A 20,583-nucleotide genomic window follows, 5' to 3' on the forward strand; every position below is an offset into this window, starting at 1 on the left:
CAAATGAGTGAAAACAAGGGCAAGCGTTTCAGAGTGGGGCGGCATTTCGGGCCGATGATCGTACATCAAGGCGGTAAAAGCCGGCGCAACCTGGCCGGCGTAAAATATTTGGTTACACTAGTCAAAACACGCAAGCGATGCGTTGCGCGTAAAATCAGCTGACCATTGCCGACCAGGATCTTCCCTTGAAAAACGCTTTCGCCATTGTAACCCTCTCTGCCTTGCTGTCGGCGTGCGCCATGGCGCCGCAAAAACAGGCCGAGTCCACCGCCGCACCGGAGCCTGCCGCCCCCGACAGCGCCGCCGCCGTGGTGGAGGCGCCCGCGCCCGTGCCGGAAGTGCTACCCAACAATGCCCTGACCGGCGACATGCTGTTCCGCATCACCAAGGCCGAGCTCGAGTTCAAGCAGGGACAATGGCAGGGCGCGTATATCACGATGCTGTCGCTGGCCCAGCAGACCCGCGATCCGCGCCTGGCACGCCGCGCCGCCGAGATGGCGCTGGCCGCCAAGCAGGGCCAGGAGGCGCTGGCGGCGATCCGCCTGTGGCGCGAACTGGCGCCCGATTCGGACGAGGCGACCCAGTATTTCCTCGGCTTTGCCGTCGTCAACGATGACCTGAGCGAAGCGGAGGCGATTTTCGCCCAGCGCCTGAAGGCGGCGCCGCCGGCCCAGCGCGGCATGGCGATGTTGCAGATGCAGCAATTCATGCTGCGCGCCAAGGACAAGGCCGCCGCGTTCGCGCTGCAGGAGCGCGTGCTGGCGCCCTATGACGACATGCTGGAAAGCCACCTGATCCTGGCGCAGGGCGCCTTCGCCGTCAACGACGCCGAGCGCGCCCGCGCCGAGGCGCAAAAAGCCCAGGCCATCAAGCCCGACTCCGAGCTGGCGGTGCTGACCATGGCGCAGGTGTCCGGCGACATCGACGCCGCGGGCAAGGTGTTGACCGCTTTCCTGGAGAAATATCCGAAGGCGCGCGAGGTGCGCGCGGCCTACGCCCGCATCCTGGTCGACGCCAAGCGGCTCGAGCCGGCCCGCCAGGAATTCCTGACCTTGCTGAAGGACCAGCCCGACAACATCGCGACCTTGTACGCGCTGGGCGTGATGGCGATGCAGGCCAACGATTTGCCCGAGGCGGAGAAATATTTCACGCGTTTCATCACCGTCATGGACGACCATCCCGACGACGAGCGCGACCCCTCCAAGGTTCTGATGATACTGTCGCAGATCGCCGAGCAGCGCGGCGACATCGACGGCGCCTACAAATGGCTGGAGAAAATCGAAGGCGACGATCCCAAGCTGTACCTGAACGCGCGCATGAAAATGGCGACCCTGACGGCGCGCAAGGGCGATGTCGACGGCGCGCGCAAGCAGCTGGCCACCTTGACGCCGGCCGACCCCGCCGACCAGGCGCAGATCTTCCAGACCGACGCCCAGTTGCTGCGCGACGCCGGCGATACCCGCGCCGCCTACACGGTGCTGGAGAACGCCGTCAAACGCTATCCGGACAATCCGGACCTGCTGTACGACTTCGCGCTGGTGGCGGAAAAACTGGGCAACGTGGAGCTGATGGAAAAAGCGCTGCGCCAGGTGATGATCGCCGCGCCCGACAACCAGCACGCCTACAACGCGCTGGGCTATTCGCTGGCCGAGCGCAACGAGCGCCTGCCGGAGGCCTATGCGCTGATCGACCAGGCGATGAAGATGGCGCCGGGCGACCCGTTCATCATGGACAGCATGGGCTGGGTACAATTCCGCATGGGGAACCTGGACGAGGCGGAATCGCTGTTGCGCCGCGCCTACGCGCTGCGGGCCGATCCGGAAATCGCCGTGCATCTGGGCGAGGTGCTGTTCGTCAAGGGCGACGTCACCGGCGCGCAAAAGTTGTGGCAGGAAGCCAAAAGCAAAGACCCCAAGAACGACGCGCTCAAGAACACGCTGGCGCGCCTGAACCAAAACCTCTAACAACCGATAGCAATCACCACTGATGACGATTTCCATTTTCCGCCGCGCGGCAAGCGCGCTGGCACTGGCCGGCGCGCTTGCCGTGCTGGCCGGCTGCGCCACCACCTCCGCGCCACGCTCGACCACCGCCGTCGCGCCGTACCGCGACACGCTCGACCTGGCCGGACGCATCGCCATCAATTACAGCCGGGACGGCAAACAGGAGTCGCTGAGCGGCAAGTTCACCTGGCGGCAAACGGCGGCCAACACCGACGTCACCTTGATCTCGCCGACCGGGCAGACGGTCGCCGTCATCAACGTCACGCCGACCTCGGCCACGTTGAAGCGCAGCGGCGAGCCGACCCGCACCGCGTCCGACCTCGACAGCCTGACCCGTCAGACCCTGGGCTGGACCTTGCCGGTTTCCGGCCTGCGCGACTGGCTGCAGGGCTACGCGGTCGCCGCCGACGGCAGCCGCTTCACCGCCTCGCCGGCCAGCGATACCGTCGTCACCCGCGACGGCTGGAAGCTCGACTACGTGTCGTGGCAAGATGATTCGGCGGCCGTGCCGCAGCCGAAACGCATTGACGCCACCCGCATCGCGCTGGGCCAGCAGGTCGATGACATGTCGATCCGCATCGTGATCGATCCTGCCGCACAATAAATTGATACCCCGATGACCAGTCTGAAGAATTGTCCGGCCCCGGCCAAACTGAACCTTTTCCTGCACGTCAACGGCCGCCGCGCCGACGGCTACCACCTGCTGCAAACCGTGTTCCAGCTGGTCGATCACGGCGACACCTTGCATTTCACCTTGCGCGACGACGACGCGCTGCGCCGCGTGACGGCGATCGAAGGGGTGCCGGAGGAGGGCGACCTGATCATCCGCGCCGCCAGGCTGTTGCAGGCCGAGGTGCTGCGCCGCACCGGCGCTTTGCCGCGCGGCGTCGACATCGCCATCGACAAGATCCTGCCGATGGGCGGCGGCCTGGGCGGCGGTTCGTCGGACGCGGCCACCACCTTGATGGTATTGAACCATTTGTGGCGCGCCGGTCTAACGAATGAGGAGTTGATGGCGCTGGGCCTGCCGCTGGGCGCGGACATCCCGTTCTTCATCTTCGGCGAAACCGCGTTCGCCGAGGGCGTGGGCGAGGCGCTGCAACCGGTGAAAGCGCCCGATTGTTGGTATGTCGTCATCGAACCCGGGGTGGCGGTGCCGACTGCGGCAATTTTTTGCTCGGAACGTTTGACAAGGAGCACACCGCCCGTCATAATAACGGACTTTTCCAGCTGCCACGAAAATCAAACTGATTTGAAGGGGTACGGAAGGAACGATTTACAGCAAGTGGCAACGAGTTTGTTCCCGCCGGTGGCAGAGGCGATAGAATGGCTTAGCGCTTACGGTGATGCCAGGATGACTGGTTCCGGTGCTTGTGTATTTTGTGCAGTGGCAACCCAGGCTGACGCCGACGCGGTACTTCAACAAGTGCCCGCCAAGTGGAAAGCATGGAAAGCCGAGGCGCTGACACGGCATCCACTCACTAAAATGTTGTAGACGGGTAAAAAAAGATTTGGCTTGGCGTGAAATTGGCGATAAAATACTCGCCGTTGTAGCGACAAGCAGTCAGTTGCGTAGGGGAATCGCCAAGCTGGTTAAGGCACTGGATTTTGATTCCAGCATACCAAGGTTCGAATCCTTGTTCCCCTGCCATTCGTTTTCCTTGTGTCACCGTCGAGGCGTTAGTCTCCGGCCAAGGCAAGCATCAATGTCCGCGCCCAGCGCGGATCATTCTGAGTACAGCGCCACGCGGCTTCCGCTGGCGACATCAAAAATTTCATCGACTATCTCTGGGACTCCCATGGCTTACGAAAACCTGATGGTTTTTACCGGCAACGCTAATCCTGCGTTGGCAGAAGGAGTCGCAAAAAATCTCGGCATTCCACTCGGCAAGGCAAACGTTTCGAAATTCTCGGACGGCGAAGTGATGGTCGAGATTAACGAGAACGTTCGCGGTAAAGACGTTTTCGTTCTGCAATCGACTTGCGCACCAACCAACGACAGCCTGATGGAGTTGATCCTGATGGTCGACGCGTTGAAACGCGCATCGGCAGGCCGCATCACCGCCGCCATCCCTTATTTCGGTTACGCCCGTCAAGACCGCCGCCCGCGTTCGGCGCGCGTCGCGATCTCGGCCAAAGTCGTGGCCAATATGCTGGAAAGCGCCGGCGTCGAGCGCGTCCTGATCATGGACCTGCACGCGGACCAGATCCAGGGCTTCTTCGATATCCCGGTCGATAATATTTATGCTTCGCCAATTCTGCTGAGCGATCTGCAGAAGAAGAACTACCAGGACCTGCTGGTGGTGTCGCCGGACGTCGGCGGTGTGGTACGTGCGCGCGCCCTGGCCAAACGCCTGGGCTGCGACCTGGCCATCATCGACAAGCGCCGTCCGAAAGCCAACGTTTCCGAAGTGATGAACATCATCGGTGAAGTCGAAGGCCGCAACTGCGTCATCATGGATGACATGGTCGATACCGCCGGTACGCTGGTCAAGGCGGCGGAAGTGCTGAAGGAGCGCGGCGCCACCAAGGTGGTCGCGTATTGCACCCACGCGGTCCTGTCGGGTCCTGCGATCGAGCGCATCGCCAACTCGTCGCTGGACGAGCTGGTCGTGACCGACACGATTCCGCTGTCCGACGCGGCCCGTGCCTGCGGCAAGATCCGCCAGTTGACCTGCGCGCCGCTGCTGGCCGAGACGTTCAAACGCATCATTAAGGGCGATTCCGTGATCTCCCTGTTTATCGATTAATCGATAAACTAAGCGATAAACGACGCTACTGTTTTTTAGCGGCGCGCGTGGCAAATATGCCCCGCGCGCCGTTGTACTTCCCGGTTTCATGAGCGTAGTCAGCTCATTTTCGAAGCACCCTGGTCGCGGGGGCTTCATAACACGAGGCGCGAGCCTTGTTATTTTTGGAGTTACACATGAAAGTTGTTGCATTCAAACGCGAATTGCAAGGTTCCGGAGCGAGCCGCCGCCTGCGCAATTCGGGCCAAACCCCAGGCATCATCTACGGCGGTACTGAAGCGCCAGTGACCATCTCGCTGGACCACAACGCGCTGTACCACGCGCTGAAAAAAGAAGCCTTCCACTCGTCGATCCTGGATCTGGAAATCGACGGCAAGACCCAGCAAGTGCTGCTGCGCGACTTCCAAGTCCACGCGTTCAAGCAACTGGTTCTGCACGCTGACTTCCAGCGCGTCGACGCATCGAAAAAAGTGCACATGAAAGTTGCCCTGCACTTCGCCAACGCCGAAATCTCGCCAGCGGTCAAACTGCACGGCGCGACCATCAGCCACGTCGCCAACGAAATCGAAGTGTCGTGCCTGCCGAAAGACCTGCCAGAGTTCATCACCGTCGACCTGACCAACATCGACGTCGGCAGCTCGCTGCACATCGACGAACTGACGCTGCCAGCAGGTGTTACCGCTGTTGCCGCCGGCACCAACCTGACCATCGCCACCGCTTCGGTGCCGCCAGGTCACGTGTCGGCCGAAGCCGACGCCGCTGAAGCCGCTCCAGCAGCCGATGCCAAGCCAGCCGCTAAAGCCAAGAAGTAATATTGAACGCCGCAGCGATGCGGCGGCAATGAAGGACCCCCGCTAGCCCCAGGCCGTCGGGGGTTTTTTTTCGTTTGACCGATAATATCGTTTTCCTTGATTGAGCATCCCATGCCCATACGTCTCATCGTCGGCCTCGGCAATCCCGGCGCCGAATACGAACAAACCCGCCACAACGCCGGCTTCTGGCTGGTCGACAACCTTGCCAACGACGTCGGCGCGCGCCTGCAGCGCGAGACCAAGTACAACGCGCTGGCCGCCAAGAGCCAGATCGCCGGACAGGAGGTGTGGCTGCTGGAACCGCAGACGTATATGAACCGCTCCGGGCAATCGGTTGGCGGCCTGTGCCGCTTTTTCAAGATCAACCCGGACGAAGTGCTGGTGGTGCACGACGAGCTCGATCTGATGCCCGGCATCGCGCGCCTGAAGAAGGGCGGCTCGTCGGGCGGCCACAACGGCCTCAAGGACATCACCGCCGCGCTCGGCACGCAGGATTACTGGCGGCTGCGCTTGGGTATCGGCCATCCGCGCACGCTCAGCCTGCAACAGCAGGTGGCCGACTTCGTGCTGCACCGGCCGCGCCGCGAGGACCAGGACCTGATCGAGCAGGCCATCGAAAAATCGCTGCAGGTCATGCCGCTGATCGTCGACGGCAAATTCGAGGCGGCGACGATGAAACTGCATACAGTCTAAAGCCGGCGCGTCGATGGTATGCTGAGGGAACTATTTCCCTCAGACTAAGGACACCATCAATGAAGCGCTTGCCGATCGCCGCACTCGTAACATCTTTATTGTTGGCCGTTGTTCAAACGCAGGCCCAGGCACAAGGCCCGGACAGCGGCGCCGTCGCCAGGCAGATCGACGGCATGTATCCCAAGCTCGACGTCATCTACAAGGACTTGCACGCGCATCCGGAAGTGGCCTTCCAGGAAGTGCGCACGGCCGCCAAGCTGGCCGCCGAGATGCGCGCCATCGGCTTCGATGTCACCGAGAAGGTCGGCAAGACAGGCATCGTCGCCCTCTACAAGAACGGGGCCGGCCCGACGGTGCTGGTGCGCACCGAGATGGACGGCCTGCCGATGGAGGAAAAATCCGGCTTCGCCTACGCCAGCAAGGCCCACGCGACGCTCGACGGCAAGGACACGATGGTCGCCCACAGCTGCGGCCACGACGTCCACATGACGGCCTGGCTGGGCGCCGCGCGCACCCTGGTGGCGATGAAATCGCAATGGAAGGGCACGCTGATGTTCATCGGCCAGCCGGCCGAGGAGATCGTCGCCGGCGCCAAGGCCATGCTCGACGACGGCCTGTTCAAGCGCTTCCCGAAACCGGACTACGCCTTCGCGTTGCACTCGTGGCCGCTGGCCCACGGCACCATTGGCTACAACAGCGGCCCGGTGTCGTCGAACTCGGACGCGATCGAAATCACCTTCAAGGGGCGCGGCGGCCACGGCTCGGCGCCGGACAAGGCGCTCGACCCGATCACCATCGCCGCCCGCTTCGTGGTCGACGTGCAGACGGTCATCAGCCGCGAAAAGGATCCAAAGGAATTCGGCGTGGTGACGATAGGCGCGATCAACGGCGGCAGCGTCGGCAACATCATCCCGGACTCGGTCAAGGTGCGCGGCACCATCCGCACCTACAACCCGGCGGTGCGCGCCAAGATCCTGGCCGGCGTGCGCCGCGTCGCCAACGCGTCGGCCGCGATGGCCGACGCGCCAGCGCCGGACGTCGAGCTGATCACCGGCGGCGCGGCCATCGTCAACAACGACGCGCTGGTCACGCGCACCGAGGGCGTGCTCAAGCAAGCCTTCGGCGATGCAAACGTCTCGCGCATGCCGGCCATGACGGCCAGCGAGGACTTCTCGGTCTACGCCAACGAGGGCATCCCGTCGATGTTCTTCTTCACCGGCGTCTACGATCCCAAGGCGGTGGCCGAGGCGGACAAGCCGGGCGGCAAGCCGATCGCCTTCAACCACTCGCCGTACTACGCGCCGGTGCCGGAGCCGTCGATCAAGACGGCGGCCCAGGCGATGACCCTGGCGGTGCTGAACGTGATGTCCAAATAAATCAGGGGCCGCCTGTTTATTTGCTGGCGGCGATCCATTTGTCCACGCGGGCCTCCAGGATCGGCAACGGCAATGTGCCGTCGCCGATCACCACCTGGTGGAATTTCTGGTAGCTGAACTTGTCGCCCAGCGCCGCCTGCGCCCGCGCGCGCAATTCCAGTATTTTCAGCGAGCCGATCTTGTAGCTCAGCGCCTGGGCCGGCCACACCATGTAACGCTCGATCTGGTTCTTGGCGCGCGCCTCGCTCCAGCCCAGCGTGTCGGCCAGATAGGTGATCGCCTGCTCGCGGCTCCAGCCCTTGGCGTGCATGCCGGTGTCGACCACCAGGCGCGCCGCGCGCAGCATCTCCGCGTTCAGGTGGCCGTAGTAGGCGACCGGATCGTCATACAGGCCCAGCTCGCGGCCCAGCGTTTCCGAATACAAGGCCCAGCCTTCGGTATAGGCCGCGCTGTTGGGATTCTCGGTGCTGAACTTGCGGAAGTCCGGCAGATCCAGCTCTTTCAACAGCGCGCCGTGCAGGTGGTGGCCCGGCACGCCCTCGTGCAGGAACAGGCTGACCATGTCGACCCGGCTGTACTGCTTGGCATCATTGACCACCGGCCAGAACACGCCTGGATGCGAGCCGTCCGCCGCCGGCGGCGTGTAGTGGTCGGAGGCGGTCGCGCGCGTCAGCTCCGGTTCCAGATGCAATTCCATCTTCCCCTTCGGGATCAGGCTGAAGTAGGCCGGCAGCTCGGCCTGCACCGTCGCGTAGAGTGCGCGGTAGGCGTCCAGCACCTGCTCGTCGGTGGTAAAGATCTTGAACTTCTGCTGCCCCGCCATCCATTGCGGCAACTGCTTTTCCGGGCCGTCATAGCCCAGCTTCGGCCCCAGCGCCGTCAACTGCTGCTGGATGCGCGCCACTTCCTTCAGGCCCAGCGCGTGCACCGCGTCCGGCGTCAACGGCAGGTTGGTGCTGTCCTTGATGCGGGCCGCGTACCAGGCGGCGCCGTTCGGCAGCGCGCTCCAGCCGGTGCTGGCGCGGCTGGCCGGCAGGTATTCGTTTTGCAGGAAATCCACCAGGCGGGTCAGCGCCGGGGCGATCTTGGTATCGACCGTATTCAGGTAGGCTGCCGTTAGCCGCTGCTTGTCGGCGGCGGAAAACTGCGCCGGCAGGCGCGTGATGGGCGAATAGTAGACGCTGGTCTCCGGCGTGGCCGCGCGCAGGTTCTGGAACTGCGGCAGCATCGCCACCGTGATCGCCTTCGGCTGCACGATGCCGGCGCGGATGCCTTGTTTCATGTTGGCGATGGCCTGGTCTATCCACGCCGGCAACTGCTTCAGGCGGCCCAGGTAGGCTTGATACTGGGCGACCGTGCCCAGCGGCTGCGAGCCGGTGCCGTCGGCGTAATTGGCCAAGGTGCTGGGGACGTTGTCGAACTGGTTGAGCGGCAGCAGATGTTCCGGGAAGGATTCCAGCTGCATGGCGTTATTAAGTTCGTAGGACAGCAGATCGTAGGTCAGCTGGTCCGGCTCGCCGAGCTGGTCGCGCCGCACCGCCATCAACTGCTTTTGCATCTGGCGGTACTGCGTGAACTGGGCGGCGCGCACGGCGGGGGAGATGGCCAGGCCGATCTGATCGTTGTAGCGGCTGTCGCCGTTGGCGGTGGCGAACAGCAGGGGATCGAATTTGCAGCGCGCCGTGTGGAAGGCGGCGGCCAGTTTCGCCAGTTGTTTCTGCGCCTGGCTGGCCTGGGCGGCGGAGGTCTGCGCGGCCTGGGCAGGCAACATGCCGGCGCCGGCGAAAAGAAGGGTGGCGGTCAGTATCGAGGTCCGCAGCGAGGCGCGGCAGCGAGTGTGGGGCATGGACATTTCCTGGTAAGCAGATAAGCCGCCCATCGGGCGGCTTATCTTGACGGCGTGTTGGGCAATTGTTCGCCAGGAAGTCTAGCACTAAACAATCGCCCCGGAAATTGCCCGCCCGGCCGGAACCTTAGTTCGAACGCAGGCCGCCGTCGACCACGCGCACATCGTCGCCCTGGTGCCACGATGGCTGCTCGGTCTGGTGGAACTTGCGCACCGAACCGTCGTTCATGCGGACCACGATGTCGTAGCTCTTGCTGGCCTTGACCTTGCCCTCGATCTGGTTGCCGGCGACCGCGCCGCCGATGGCGCCGGCCACGGTGGCCAGCTTGCGGCCGTTGCCGCCGCCGACCTGGTTGCCCAGCAGGCCGCCGACCAGCGCGCCGCCGACCGCGCCCACGCCACTGCCTTCGGCGCGGGTTTCGATTTCGTTGACGGCTTCGATCACGCCACAATTGTTGCAGACCGCCGGCGCGTTCTTGACCGGGGTGTGCTTGACGACAGGAGGCTTGTCGCGCACCACTTCGCGGACGGGCTCGCGCACCGGCTCGCGGACTTGCTCACGCACCGGTTCGCGCACCTGGTCGCGGCCGGGCGCGGCCGGCGCGGTTTGCTCGACCAGCGGCTGGCCGTTGGGCGCCAGCGCCGGGTCCTGGTTCTGGGAATTGGAGGAAGGCAGCCAGCCCATGATGGCGGCGACGCCGACGCCACTGACCAGCACAACGGCGGCGGCGGCGGCCATGATCATCGGATGCAGCTTGGAATTGGATGTGTTGTTCATTTTTCTACCTTTTATGTGTTGAGTGGCTTGTTTGACTACAAGCAACTAACGCGCTGGCCGGAAATCCGACTGACGCAGATTTCGTATCAAATGTAAGCAATTGTTCCCGGAATGCATGACGCGGCCGGCTTTGGGCCTGTTTTTTTGATGACTGGGGGCGGGGGAGGTACAATTGATCCTTGAACGCTTTAAATAGCAGGAATATTCAGAAAACGCCCGCGTCGGCCGTTTTTCACCAGCCGCTCGCCGGCAACATTTGATTATTAAAAGGTTTTCCATGAGTCTCCAATGCGGCATCGTCGGCCTGCCCAACGTCGGCAAGTCCACCCTCTTCAACGCCCTGACCAAGGCCGGCATCCCGGCTGAAAACTACCCGTTCTGCACCATCGAGCCCAACGTCGGCGTGGTCGAGGTGCCGGACCCGCGCATGGCCGCGCTGGCCGCCATCGTCAAGCCGGAACGCATGGTCAACGCCATCGTCGAATTCGTCGACATCGCCGGCCTGGTGGCCGGCGCGTCGCAGGGCGAGGGCCTGGGCAACCAGTTCCTGTCGCACATCCGCGAAACGGACGCCATCGTCAACGTCGTGCGCTGCTTCGAGGACGACAACGTGATCCACGTGTCCGGCAAGGTCAGCCCGCTGGACGACATCGAAGTGATCCAGACCGAGCTGGCGCTGGCCGACCTGGGCACCGTGGAAAAAGCCATCCACCGCGAAAACAAGAAAGCCCGTTCCGGCGACAAGGACGCGGCCAAGCTGCTGGCCATCATGGAGCGCATCGTGCCGCACCTGAACGAAGCCAAGCCGGTGCGCGCCATGGGCCTGGACGCCGACGAGATGGCCCTGATCAAGCCGCTGTGCCTGATCACCGCCAAGCCGGCCATGTACGTCGCCAACGTCTCCGACACCGGCTTCAAGAACAATCCGCTGCTCGACCAGCTGACCGCCTACGCCGCCACCCAGAACGCGCCGATCGTCGCGATCTGCGCCTCGATCGAAGCCGAGATCGCCGATCTGGAAGACGCCGACAAGACCGAGTTCCTGAACGACATGGGCATGGAAGAGCCTGGCCTGGACCGCCTGATCCGCGCCGCCTACAACCTGCTGGGCCTGCAGACCTACTTCACCGCCGGCGTCAAGGAAGTGCGCGCCTGGACCATCCACATCGGCGACACCGCGCCGCAGGCGGCCGGCGTCATCCACACCGACTTCGAACGCGGCTTCATCCGCGCACAGACCATCGCCTACGACGACTACATCCAGTACAAGGGCGAGGGCGGCGCCAAGGAGGCGGGCAAGATGCGCGCCGAGGGCAAGGAATACGTGGTCAAGGATGGCGACGTGCTGAACTTCCTGTTCAACGTCTAAGCGTCCGTTTCACCCTTCAAGAAGCCCCGTCCAGACGGGGCTTTTTCACATCCGCGTCGGCCGCCTCCTCGTCCTGCCGGTACTTGATGCACCAGTCGACAAAGCTGCGCAACGCCGCCGACATATGCTTGCGGCTGGGGTAGTACAGGTAGAACCCCGGCATGGCCGGGCACCATTCGTCGAGCAGGCGCACCAGTTTGCCCCGGCGGATGTGCTCGCGCGCGTAGTACTCGTGCACGAAGGCGATGCCGACGCCGTCGCGGGCGGCGTCGACCATCATCTCGTCGTCGTCGAGCACCAGCGGACCGTCGACGCTGACGGCCACGCTCTTGCCGTCGCGCTCGAACTCCCATGAATAGATCACGCCGCTGGGAAAGCGGCGCCCGATGCACGGCAAGGCGCGCAGGTCGAGCGGCCCGTCGGGGCGTCCGTGCACGGCCAGGCATTCGGGCGAGGCCACCACGGCGAAGCGCAGCGCCGCGCCGATGGGGACGGCGACCATGTCCAGCGCCAGGCTCTCGCCGAAGCGCACGCCGGCGTCGTAGCCCTGGGCGACGATGTCGACCAGCTGGTCGTCGGTGATGACCTCGATCGTGACGTTGGGGTGGACCTTCAGAAAGCCGCTGAGCATGGGCGCGAGCAGCAGGCGCGCCGCCGGGCGCGGCACGTTGAGTCGCAGCGTGCCCTGGATCGTGTCGCGGAAACCGTTGATCTCGTCGAGCGCCTGTTCCAGATCCTGGATCACGCGGCTCACGCGCGCGTACAAATGCTTGCCGGCCTCGGTCGGCTCGACGCTGCGGGTGGTGCGGTTGAGCAGGCGTATGCCCAGCCGCGCCTCCAGCGCCCGCATGGTGTGGCTCAGCGACGAGGCGGTGACGTTTCTTTCCTCGGCCGCCTTGCGGAAGCTGCGGTGGCGTGCCACGGCGATGAATACTTCGAGGTCGTTGAGGTCATGCCGCATAGGTGGATTCCGAATAATAAGGACGGCGGCCATACCGTGGAGGTCACACCCCGCGAAACAGCTTGTCGCGGGATGCTGTTGATCCGCATCAAACAAGCTGTATTCATTAATGAAATATTTTCAGTGGTACAAGTGGTTTACCGCTGATTGTGTTGATTATAAAGCAAATATATCATCATTTCCATTATTCGAAGACGGAGGGAAATGATGAAACAGCGGAAATTAGGCAATGGCGGCTTGCAGGTCTCGGCCATCGGTTTGGGTTGCATGGGCATGAGTTTCGCCTACGGCGGCGGCGACGACGACGTCTCGGCCCGCACCATCGAACGCGCCGTCGACCTCGGCGTCACCTTCTTCGACACGGCCGAGGTCTACGGCCCCTACGTCAACGAGGAGCTGGTCGGCAAGGCGCTGCGCGGCGTGCGCAACAAGGTGCAAATCGCCACCAAGTTCGGCTTCCGCATCCTGCCGCACGGCCAGGGCATGGAGCGCATGGCCGGCGTCGACAGCCGGCCCGAACACGTCCGCGAGGCGGTCACGGGCTCGCTGCGCCGGCTCGGCGTCGAGACCATCGACCTGCTCTACCAGCACCGGCCCGATCCGTCCGTGCCGGTCGAGGAGGTGGTCGGCGCGATGGCCGACCTGGTGAAGGAAGGCAAGGTGCGCCACCTGGGCCTGTCCGAAGTGTCGGCCGAGACGGTGCGGCGGGCGCACGCGGTCCATCCGATCGCCGCCGTGCAAAGCGAATACTCGCTGTGGAGCCGCGACCCCGAGCGCCACGTGCTGCCCGCATGCCGCGAGCTGGGCATCGGCTTCGTGCCGTACAGCCCGCTGGGCCGGGGTTTCCTGACCGGCGCCCTGACCTCGACCGACGCCCTGGCGCAAGACGACTTCCGCCGCACCCTGCCGCGCTTCCAGGACGCCGCCCTGCGCAGCAACCTGGCGCTGATCGGCCAGCTGTCGCAACTGGCCGCCGGCCGTGGCGCGACCGTGGCGCAGCTGGCGCTGGCCTGGCTGCTGGCCCAGGACGAGCAAATCGTGCCGATCCCCGGCGCCCGCCGCATCCCCCACCTCGAGGAGAACGCGGCCGCCGCCGACGTGGCGCTCGATACGGCGGAACTGGCCGCCATCGAGGCCATCTTCAGCGCCAACAGCGTGCAGGGCGCCCGCTACGCCCAGGGCGACCTCGACCTGCTCGAACGCTGAGCCCGCACCCACCCCTCCGGCGGCCGCCGCGCGGTCGCCGACCCACCAAGGAATCAATGTGTCTGCAAGCAATCTGAATCAAAAGATGCCGGTCTCCATCTACGCGCTCGCCGTCGGCGCCTTCGGAATCGGCACGACGGAATTCATCGTCATGGGCCTGCTGATGGAAATGGCGCGCGACTTCAACACCACCATCAGCGGCGCCGGCTACATCATCACCGTCTACGCGCTGGGGGTGGTGCTGGGCGCGCCCCTGCTCACGCCCTTCCTCGGCCGGCTGCCGCGGCGGCCGGCGCTGATCGGCCTGATGGCCCTGTTCACCCTGGGCAACGCCGCCTGCGCGCTGTCCGACTCGTTCTGGCAAATCCTGCTGGCCAGGCTGTTGACCTCGTTCGCCCACGCCTCGTACTTCGGCATCGGTTCGGTGGTGGCGGCCGACCTGGCGCCGCCGGGCAGGAAATCGAGCGCGCTGTCGACCATGTTCCTGGGCGCGACCCTGGCCAACGTCATCGGCGTGCCGCTGGGAACCCTGATCGGGCAAACCTACGGCTGGCGCGCCAGCTTCTGCGCGGTGACCATCGTCGGCCTGCTGGCCACCCTGGCGACGGCCGTGTTCGTGCCGAAACTGGCGCGCGCCGCCACCGCCCCCAACCTGCGGGCCGAGCTGCGCGTGCTGCGCCAGCCCGAGATGTTGCAAGCCTTCGCCGTGACCGTGCTCGGCTTCGGCGGCACGTTCGCCGCCTTCACCTACATCGCGCCGTTCCTGACCCAGGTGACGGGCCTGCCGGAGCAGTATGTCTCGCCGATGCTGGTGCTGTTCGGGCTGGGCATGGTGGTGGGCAATCCGATCGGCGGCAGGCTGGCCGACCGCGACACGGCGCTGGCGCTGCGCCTGACCCTGGGCGCGCTGGCCACGGTGCTGCTGTTGCTGGTGCCCGCGGCGCGCAATCCGTACGCGGTGGCGGTACTGGTCTTCCTGTTCGGCGCGGCGATGTTCGCCACCATCTCGCCGTTGCAAACCCAGGTGCTCGAACGGGGCGCCGGCGCGCCGACCCTGGCGGCGGCGTGCAACATCGCCGCCTTCAACCTGGGCAATGCCGGCGGCGCCTGGGCCGGCGGGGTGGTGATCGCCTCGGGCCTGGGACTGGCGCTGGTGCCGGCGGTGGGCGCGGCCATCACCTTGGCCGGCCTGGTGGTCGCCATGCGCTACGGCCGGGTCAACGCGGTGGCGGCCCGCGGTATCGGCCGATAAGCGGCCAATAGGCGGCCAATAACTAGAAATTACGGGGATCTTTTTTTTGTTGTTGTCCATGAAAGGGGAATGTATGACTTACGTCGTTGTCGTTGGGGATCACTTCAAGAAGTTCGCGAGTGATAAGAAGCATGTCTTGACCGTCAGTGAGCTGGAGCGGGAAATCTGGCAGGGTACCGCGCCGGGCCGGGAGGCCATCGTCATCGGACAGGGTGTCGAGCATGACCGCTTTGTCGGCCTGGTCAACCTGATGGAGCGCCGCCGCAAGCGCGGCGTGCGGGTGCAAAACATGCCGCAGATACTGGACCAGTGCGATCCATTGCACCAGCGCAGCGTGCACAAGCACAGGCGCGAGAACGTGCTGATCACCAAACCGGTGGCCGGTCCCGACGGCACGTACCACGCCCAGCTGTCGATTTGCGACTCGGGCGAGCTGCTCAACGACCACGCGACCGGCCAGCATATCCAGGGCATCGTGCTGACCGAGGCGGGCCGGCAGATGCTGATCTCGACCTCCGAGTACCACCTGCTCGACGGCGCCGACGCCGGCCGCTGCTATTTCGTGCTCAACTCGCTCAACACGGAATTCAAGCAGTTCGCCTTCCCGTTGCCGGTCACCATCGTGTTCCGCGCCTTGTCGCAATCGCACAAGCCGGGACGCTATCTGAAAGTCGACTGCGAGATCTCCTTCCTGCAGAACGACGTGCCGGTGGCCGTGGTGCGCAGCAGTTACTGCGCCTACTCGGCCCAGTACATCGAGGAGAAGGAATCGACGCTGGCCATCTCGGCCTGCGACGGCGTCCACCGGCAAGCCGACGCGGACCTGCCCGCGCTGGCGGCCTGAGGCGGGCGGCGTCATGGCCATCGCCTTTTTCGATGTGGACGAAACGCTGATCGCGATGAAAAGCATGTTCTCCTTCCTGCGCGTGTTCCTGGCGCGGGTGGAGGACCCCACGCACGGCAGCTACCAGCGCATCATGGCCACCATCGACAGGCAGGTCGCCATGGGGGCGTCGCGCGAGGACATCAACCGCTATTACTACTCGCTCTACTGCGGGCACCGCCAGTCGGAGGTGCGGCGCCACGCGCAGGCCTTCTTCGACGCCATGGCCGTGCCCTACCAGATGGACGTGGTGCGCCGCCTCAAGGCGCACCAGGCCGCCGGCGACGAGGTGGTGGCGGTGTCGGGCGCGATGCGCGACATCATTTATCCCGTCATGGACCGCCTCGGCGTGCACGCCTACCTGTGCTCCGAGCCGGAGGTGGTCGACGACCACTACACGGGGCGCCTGCTGGCGCAGGCCATCGGCGCCGGCAAGGGGCGGCTGGTGCGCGCGTACTGCGCCGGGCGCGGGATCGACGCCGCCAACTGCACCGCCTATGGCGACCACGTCTCGGACGCCGACATGCTGGGCGCGGTCGGGCGTGGCGTGGCGGTCCATCCGCAGGAGGCCATGCGGCGGCTGGCGCGCGAGCGGCGCTGGGAGGTGATGCCGGCCGCCGCCTGACACGGCGCCGGGCCGGGCCCGGCGCCATCTGAATTTTCTTTTTACTTTAATCAAGGACAGGCATGAAATATCGTTATCTGGGCAATACGGGTTTATCGGTGTCGGAAGTGTGCTTCGGCGCCATGACGTTCGGCGAGCAGGGCGCGTTCCTGGGCGCGCCGGACCGCAACTGGTCGGAGTTCGGCGTCGTCGGCGGCTCCGAGGCGACCAATATGGTGCACATGGCGCTCGACCACGGCGTCAACTTCTTCGACACGGCCGACGTCTACAAGAACGGCCAGGGCGAGGAGCTGCTGGGCGCGGCGCTCAAGGGCCGCCGCCAGTCGACCGTCATCGGCACCAAGGGCCGCTGGCGCACCGGCGAGGACCCCAACCAGGTCGGCTCGACCCGCCACCACCTGATCGCCGCCGTCGACGAGAGCCTGGCGCGGCTGCAGACGGACTACATCGACATCTACCACCTGCACGGTTTCGATCCGCGCACCTCGATCGAGGAAACGCTGCGCGTGCTCGACGACCTGGTGCGCAGCGGCAAAATCCGTTATCTGGGCGTGTCCAACTTCGCCGCCTGGCAACTGGCCAAGGCGCTGGGCGTGTCGGAGCGGCGCAACCTCGAGCGTTTCGTCGTCTACCAGGGGTATTACAACCTGGCCGCGCGCGAGCTCGAGCATGAGATCGTGCCGCTGTGCGTGGACCAGAACGTCGGCCTGACGATCTGGAGCCCGCTGGCCGGCGGCTTCCTGACCGGCAAATACAAGCGCGGCGAACCGCTGCAGCCGGGCAGCCGCCTGTCGCACGCCACGCCGTTCGAGTCGGCCCCCGTGGCCGACCGCGAGCAAGCCTTCGACGTCATCGACGCCATGGGCCGCATCGCCGCCGAGCGCGGCGTGACGGTGCCGCAGGTGGCCTTGAACTGGCTGCTGCGCAAGCCCGGCGTGACCTCGCTGGTGATCGGCGCCACCCGCCCGGCGCAGCTGGGCGACAACCTGGCGGCGGTCGAGTGGGAATTGTCGGCGGAAGAGCTGCGGCTGCTCGACGGCGTGAGCGCGCGCGAGAAACCGTATCCCTACTGGCATATGTGCAATGTGGCCGGCGACCGCCGCCTGCCGCACGATATCTATCCATAAGCCGGCCCGGGATCGATCCAGGGCGGCCGCCGACGGCCGGGTTCGCCCGGCCACGGCGGCGCGATTTTCAAGGCAAGGGCCGGCGCGGGGCGCGCCGGCCAACAGGGGATGGAATATGAACGCACGGGTATTGATAGTGGGGGCCGGGCCGGTCGGCCTGTTCGTCGGCGCCGAGCTGGCCAAGTACGGCATCGCGGCCGATATCATCGACAAGAACACCGGTGGCAACAGCCATTCGAAGGCGCTCAGCGTCAGCGCCGCCAGCCTGAAGGCCTTCCACGGCCTCGGCTTGCAGCGCGAGTTCGCCGGTCGCGGCAAACCGATCCACGAGATCGAGGTCTACTTCAACGGCGCGCGCTGCGCCCGCATCGACAAGCGCAAGCTGGGCGGCTTGTACGACTACTACCTCAGCGTGCCGCAGCCGGAGACCGAATCGCTGCTGCGGCTGGCGCTCGAGCGCGCCGACGGCAAGGTCGACTACGGCCACGAACTGACCCGGCTCGAGCAGGACGCCGACGGGGTCGACGTGGTCATCCGCGCCGCCGGCGGCCGGGCGGAGCGCCGGCGCTACGAAATGGTGCTCGGCTGCGACGGCGCCCAGAGCAGCGTGCGCCAACTGCTGGGCATGCCGTTCGAGGGCTACGACTATGACGTCCACTTCATCATGGGCGACGTGTACTTCGACGGCGGCGCCGGGTCGGACGCGACCTCCTACCACGTCTACGAGGACGGTTTCATGATCTTCCTGCCGATGGAGAACGGCCTGACCCGGCTGGTGGTGAGCAAGCCGGGGCCGCTGCCGCCGGGGCGCCCGGCGCCCGACCAGGCCGAGCTGCAAGAATTCCTGACCCGGTATTACCCGAGGCCGCTGCGCATCAGCCAGGTCGTGTGGGGCTCGAGCGCGCGCTTCTTTAACCGCCTGGCCGGCAGCAACCATGTCGGCCGCGTGTTCCTGGCGGGCGACGCTTTCCATCTGTTCAGCCCGATAGGCGGACAGGGGATGAACACCGGCATCCAGGACGCCGCCAACCTCGGCTGGAAGATCGCGTTTTACCTCAACGGCGCGGCCAAGACCGCGCTGCTGGACAGCTACCGGCGCGAACGCTACATCGCGGTCGGCAAGGCGGCCGACCTGACGGACGCCAACACCGAACTGATACTGCGGCGCGGCGGCGGCGACCACATGCGCTGGCGCTACACGCCGGCCATGGCCAACCGCGGCTTCTACCGCCGGCGCCTGTCGCACGACTTTTCCGGCCTGCTGGCCGACCACAACGTCGAAAGCGCGTCGCTGGTGGGCCGCCACGTGCCGTACCGCGCGCGCGACGACGGCCTGCTGGGGCTGCGCAGCACCTACGACATCCCCAAGCTGGGCCGCAATGTGCTGTTCTGCAACGACGACGTGGCCGACGCCGCGCTCGAACGCTTGCGGCGCTACGAGCGCGTGGTGGTGGCGGCCGGCCTGCCGGCCGGCGACCACGACTGGCGCGCGGCGTTGACCCTGGACCGGCACGCGGCCTGCCTGGTGCGCCCGGACGGCTACGTCGGCTTCTGCGGCAGCCTCGACGAACTTGAACGTTATCTCGACCATCTTTACCACTGAACAGGGAGCCGGCATGAGCCAAACAATGAAGCACGCAACGCAGCGCGCAACGGCGCACGACACGGCGCACGACACGGGGCGCGCGGACGGGCACGCCGCCGAACCCGGCGCGAAGGAGGTCGAGGACGCCGGCCGGCGCCGCCTGTTGCGCCTGGGCGCGGCGGGACTGCTGGGGCAAGGCCTGATGCCGGAGTCGGCGCTGGCGCTGGTGACCGGCGCGCCGTCGGCGGTGGACGGCGTGCTGCCGTTGCGCCGGCTGGGGGCGGGCGGCCCGCTGGTGCCGGCGGTCGGCCTGGGTTGCATGGGGATGTCCGAATTCTACGGCAAGGCCGACGCCCGCGCGGTGCGGCGCACGCTCGACGCCGCGCTCGAGCGCGGCACGATGCTGCTCGACACGGCCGACATGTACGGCAGCGGCGCCAACGAACGCCTGCTCGGGCAGTATCTGCGCGGGCGCCGCTCGGGCGCCGTCGTCGCCACCAAGTTCGGCATCGTGCGCGAGCGGCAGGGCTGGCACGTGGACAACCGCCCGGCCTATGTCAAGGCGGCGTGCGAGGCGTCGCTGCGCCGCCTCGGCATCGACTGCATCGACATTTATTACGCGCACCGCATCGATCCCGGCCATCCGGTCGAGGACATGATCGGCGCGATGGCGCAGCTGGTCAAGGAGGGCAAGGTGCGCGCGATCGGCCTGTCGGAGGCGGCGCCGTCGACCATCCGCCGCGCGCACGCGGTCCATCCGATCGCGGCCGTGGAGACCGAGTATTCGCTGTTCAGCCGCGAGCCCGAGCGCGAGCTGATCCCGCTGTGCGCGGAGATCGGCGCCGCCTTCGTGCCGTACGCGCCGCTCAGCCGTGGATTGCTCGGCGGCCAGGCGGCGCCGGCCGACAAGCTGGAGGCGGACGATTTCCGCAAGCACCTGCCGCGCTTCCAGGCCGACAACTTCCGGCAAAACCAAGCCATCGTCGCGGCCTTCGCGGCGCTGGCGCGGCGGCGCGAATGCGGCAGCGCGACCTTGGCGCTGGCCTGGCTGCTGGGGCAGGGCGCGCATCTGGTTCCGATTCCCGGCACCCGCCGCGCCGACCACCTGGCCGACAACCTGGCGGCGGCGTCGCTGCAGCTGTCCGCCGAGGAGCGGGCGGAGATCGAACGCCTGTTCCCGGTGGGCGTGGCGCATGGCAAGCGGTACTCGGATACGGAGTTGACGACAGTCGATTTGTAACCTGCAAGCAAAACAAGAGGGCGCTATAAACGCAGTGGCCCCGGCATGCAACACTGGGGCCGTTAATACAAGAAGGC

General features: G+C 65.5%; 19 protein-coding genes and 1 tRNA gene. 17 read left to right on the plus strand and 3 right to left on the minus strand.

What is annotated here, in order from left to right:
• The first annotated feature begins 3 nt into the window (after positions 1–3).
• The 9 genes from AC07P1_RS30305 (at position 4) to AC07P1_RS30345 (ending at position 7,634) form a co-directional block, all read left to right on the plus strand.
• A complete protein-coding gene (locus AC07P1_RS30305; protein ID WP_494699317.1) occupies positions 4–162 on the plus strand; it encodes a hypothetical protein in 159 nt (52 codons plus the stop codon).
• Between the two features lie 23 nt (positions 163–185).
• Positions 186–1,964 carry a tetratricopeptide repeat protein gene (locus AC07P1_RS30310; protein ID WP_494699318.1) on the plus strand — a complete coding sequence of 593 codons (1,779 nt, stop codon included), beginning with the start codon at positions 186–188 and terminating at the stop codon, positions 1,962–1,964.
• 22 nt (positions 1,965–1,986) lie between these two features.
• A complete protein-coding gene (locus AC07P1_RS30315) occupies positions 1,987–2,607 on the plus strand; it encodes an outer membrane lipoprotein LolB (protein WP_494699319.1) in 621 nt (206 codons plus the stop codon).
• Positions 2,608–2,619: 12 nt separating this feature from the next.
• Entirely contained in the window at positions 2,620–3,498 is an 879-nt protein-coding gene (ispE, locus tag AC07P1_RS30320; protein ID WP_494699320.1) for a 4-(cytidine 5'-diphospho)-2-C-methyl-D-erythritol kinase, read from the plus strand.
• Positions 3,499–3,577: 79 nt separating this feature from the next.
• Positions 3,578–3,654: transfer RNA gene (locus AC07P1_RS30325), tRNA-Gln, on the plus strand.
• A 148-nt stretch (positions 3,655–3,802) separates the two neighbouring features.
• Positions 3,803–4,753 carry a ribose-phosphate pyrophosphokinase gene (locus AC07P1_RS30330; protein ID WP_090326037.1) on the plus strand — a complete coding sequence of 317 codons (951 nt, stop codon included), beginning with the start codon at positions 3,803–3,805 and terminating at the stop codon, positions 4,751–4,753.
• Positions 4,754–4,929: 176 nt separating this feature from the next.
• Positions 4,930–5,565, plus strand: a complete 636-nt coding sequence (locus tag AC07P1_RS30335; protein ID WP_494699321.1) for a 50S ribosomal protein L25/general stress protein Ctc — start codon at positions 4,930–4,932, stop codon at positions 5,563–5,565.
• Between the two features lie 111 nt (positions 5,566–5,676).
• Positions 5,677–6,258 carry an aminoacyl-tRNA hydrolase gene (gene pth, locus AC07P1_RS30340; protein ID WP_494699322.1) on the plus strand — a complete coding sequence of 194 codons (582 nt, stop codon included), beginning with the start codon at positions 5,677–5,679 and terminating at the stop codon, positions 6,256–6,258.
• Between the two features lie 59 nt (positions 6,259–6,317).
• Complete coding sequence (locus AC07P1_RS30345; protein ID WP_494699323.1) at positions 6,318–7,634, plus strand: amidohydrolase; 1,317 nt, start codon at positions 6,318–6,320, stop codon at positions 7,632–7,634.
• 16 nt (positions 7,635–7,650) lie between these two features.
• Here AC07P1_RS30345 and AC07P1_RS30350 read toward each other — a convergent pair whose 3' ends face one another.
• Both AC07P1_RS30350 and AC07P1_RS30355 read right to left on the minus strand, forming a co-directional pair.
• Positions 7,651–9,480, minus strand: coding sequence for a DUF885 domain-containing protein (locus AC07P1_RS30350; protein ID WP_494699324.1), 1,830 nt, complete (start codon positions 9,478–9,480; stop codon positions 7,651–7,653).
• 127 nt (positions 9,481–9,607) lie between these two features.
• On the minus strand, positions 9,608–10,258 hold the full coding sequence (locus AC07P1_RS30355) for a glycine zipper 2TM domain-containing protein (RefSeq protein WP_494699325.1): 651 nt from the start codon (positions 10,256–10,258) through the stop codon (positions 9,608–9,610).
• Between the two features lie 277 nt (positions 10,259–10,535).
• Here AC07P1_RS30355 and ychF point away from each other — a divergent pair, with 277 nt between their 5' ends.
• Positions 10,536–11,627 (plus strand): redox-regulated ATPase YchF, encoded by a 1,092-nt coding sequence (gene ychF / locus AC07P1_RS30360; RefSeq protein WP_463453880.1) that lies wholly within the window; start codon positions 10,536–10,538, stop codon positions 11,625–11,627.
• A gap of 16 nt (positions 11,628–11,643) precedes the next feature.
• Here ychF and AC07P1_RS30365 read toward each other — a convergent pair whose 3' ends face one another.
• Positions 11,644–12,588, minus strand: coding sequence for a LysR family transcriptional regulator (locus AC07P1_RS30365; RefSeq protein WP_494699326.1), 945 nt, complete (start codon positions 12,586–12,588; stop codon positions 11,644–11,646).
• Between the two features lie 207 nt (positions 12,589–12,795).
• Here AC07P1_RS30365 and AC07P1_RS30370 point away from each other — a divergent pair, with 207 nt between their 5' ends.
• From AC07P1_RS30370 to AC07P1_RS30400, 7 genes are all read left to right on the plus strand, one after another.
• Positions 12,796–13,794, plus strand: coding sequence for an aldo/keto reductase (locus AC07P1_RS30370; protein WP_494699327.1), 999 nt, complete (start codon positions 12,796–12,798; stop codon positions 13,792–13,794).
• Positions 13,795–13,852: 58 nt separating this feature from the next.
• A complete protein-coding gene (locus AC07P1_RS30375) occupies positions 13,853–15,046 on the plus strand; it encodes an MFS transporter (protein WP_494699328.1) in 1,194 nt (397 codons plus the stop codon).
• A 136-nt stretch (positions 15,047–15,182) separates the two neighbouring features.
• Complete coding sequence (locus tag AC07P1_RS30380) at positions 15,183–15,890, plus strand: AfsA-related hotdog domain-containing protein (protein ID WP_494699329.1); 708 nt, start codon at positions 15,183–15,185, stop codon at positions 15,888–15,890.
• Between the two features lie 13 nt (positions 15,891–15,903).
• Complete coding sequence (locus AC07P1_RS30385; RefSeq protein WP_494699330.1) at positions 15,904–16,554, plus strand: HAD family hydrolase; 651 nt, start codon at positions 15,904–15,906, stop codon at positions 16,552–16,554.
• Between the two features lie 62 nt (positions 16,555–16,616).
• Entirely contained in the window at positions 16,617–17,681 is a 1,065-nt protein-coding gene (locus tag AC07P1_RS30390) for an aldo/keto reductase (RefSeq protein WP_494699331.1), read from the plus strand.
• A 115-nt stretch (positions 17,682–17,796) separates the two neighbouring features.
• Positions 17,797–19,284, plus strand: coding sequence for an FAD-dependent monooxygenase (locus AC07P1_RS30395; RefSeq protein ID WP_494699332.1), 1,488 nt, complete (start codon positions 17,797–17,799; stop codon positions 19,282–19,284).
• Positions 19,285–19,297: 13 nt separating this feature from the next.
• Positions 19,298–20,506, plus strand: coding sequence for an aldo/keto reductase (locus tag AC07P1_RS30400; protein ID WP_494699333.1), 1,209 nt, complete (start codon positions 19,298–19,300; stop codon positions 20,504–20,506).
• Positions 20,507–20,583 lie beyond the last annotated feature (77 nt).

The sequence above is a fragment of the Duganella sp. GW821-FHT07F09 genome (genome assembly GCF_059418705.1).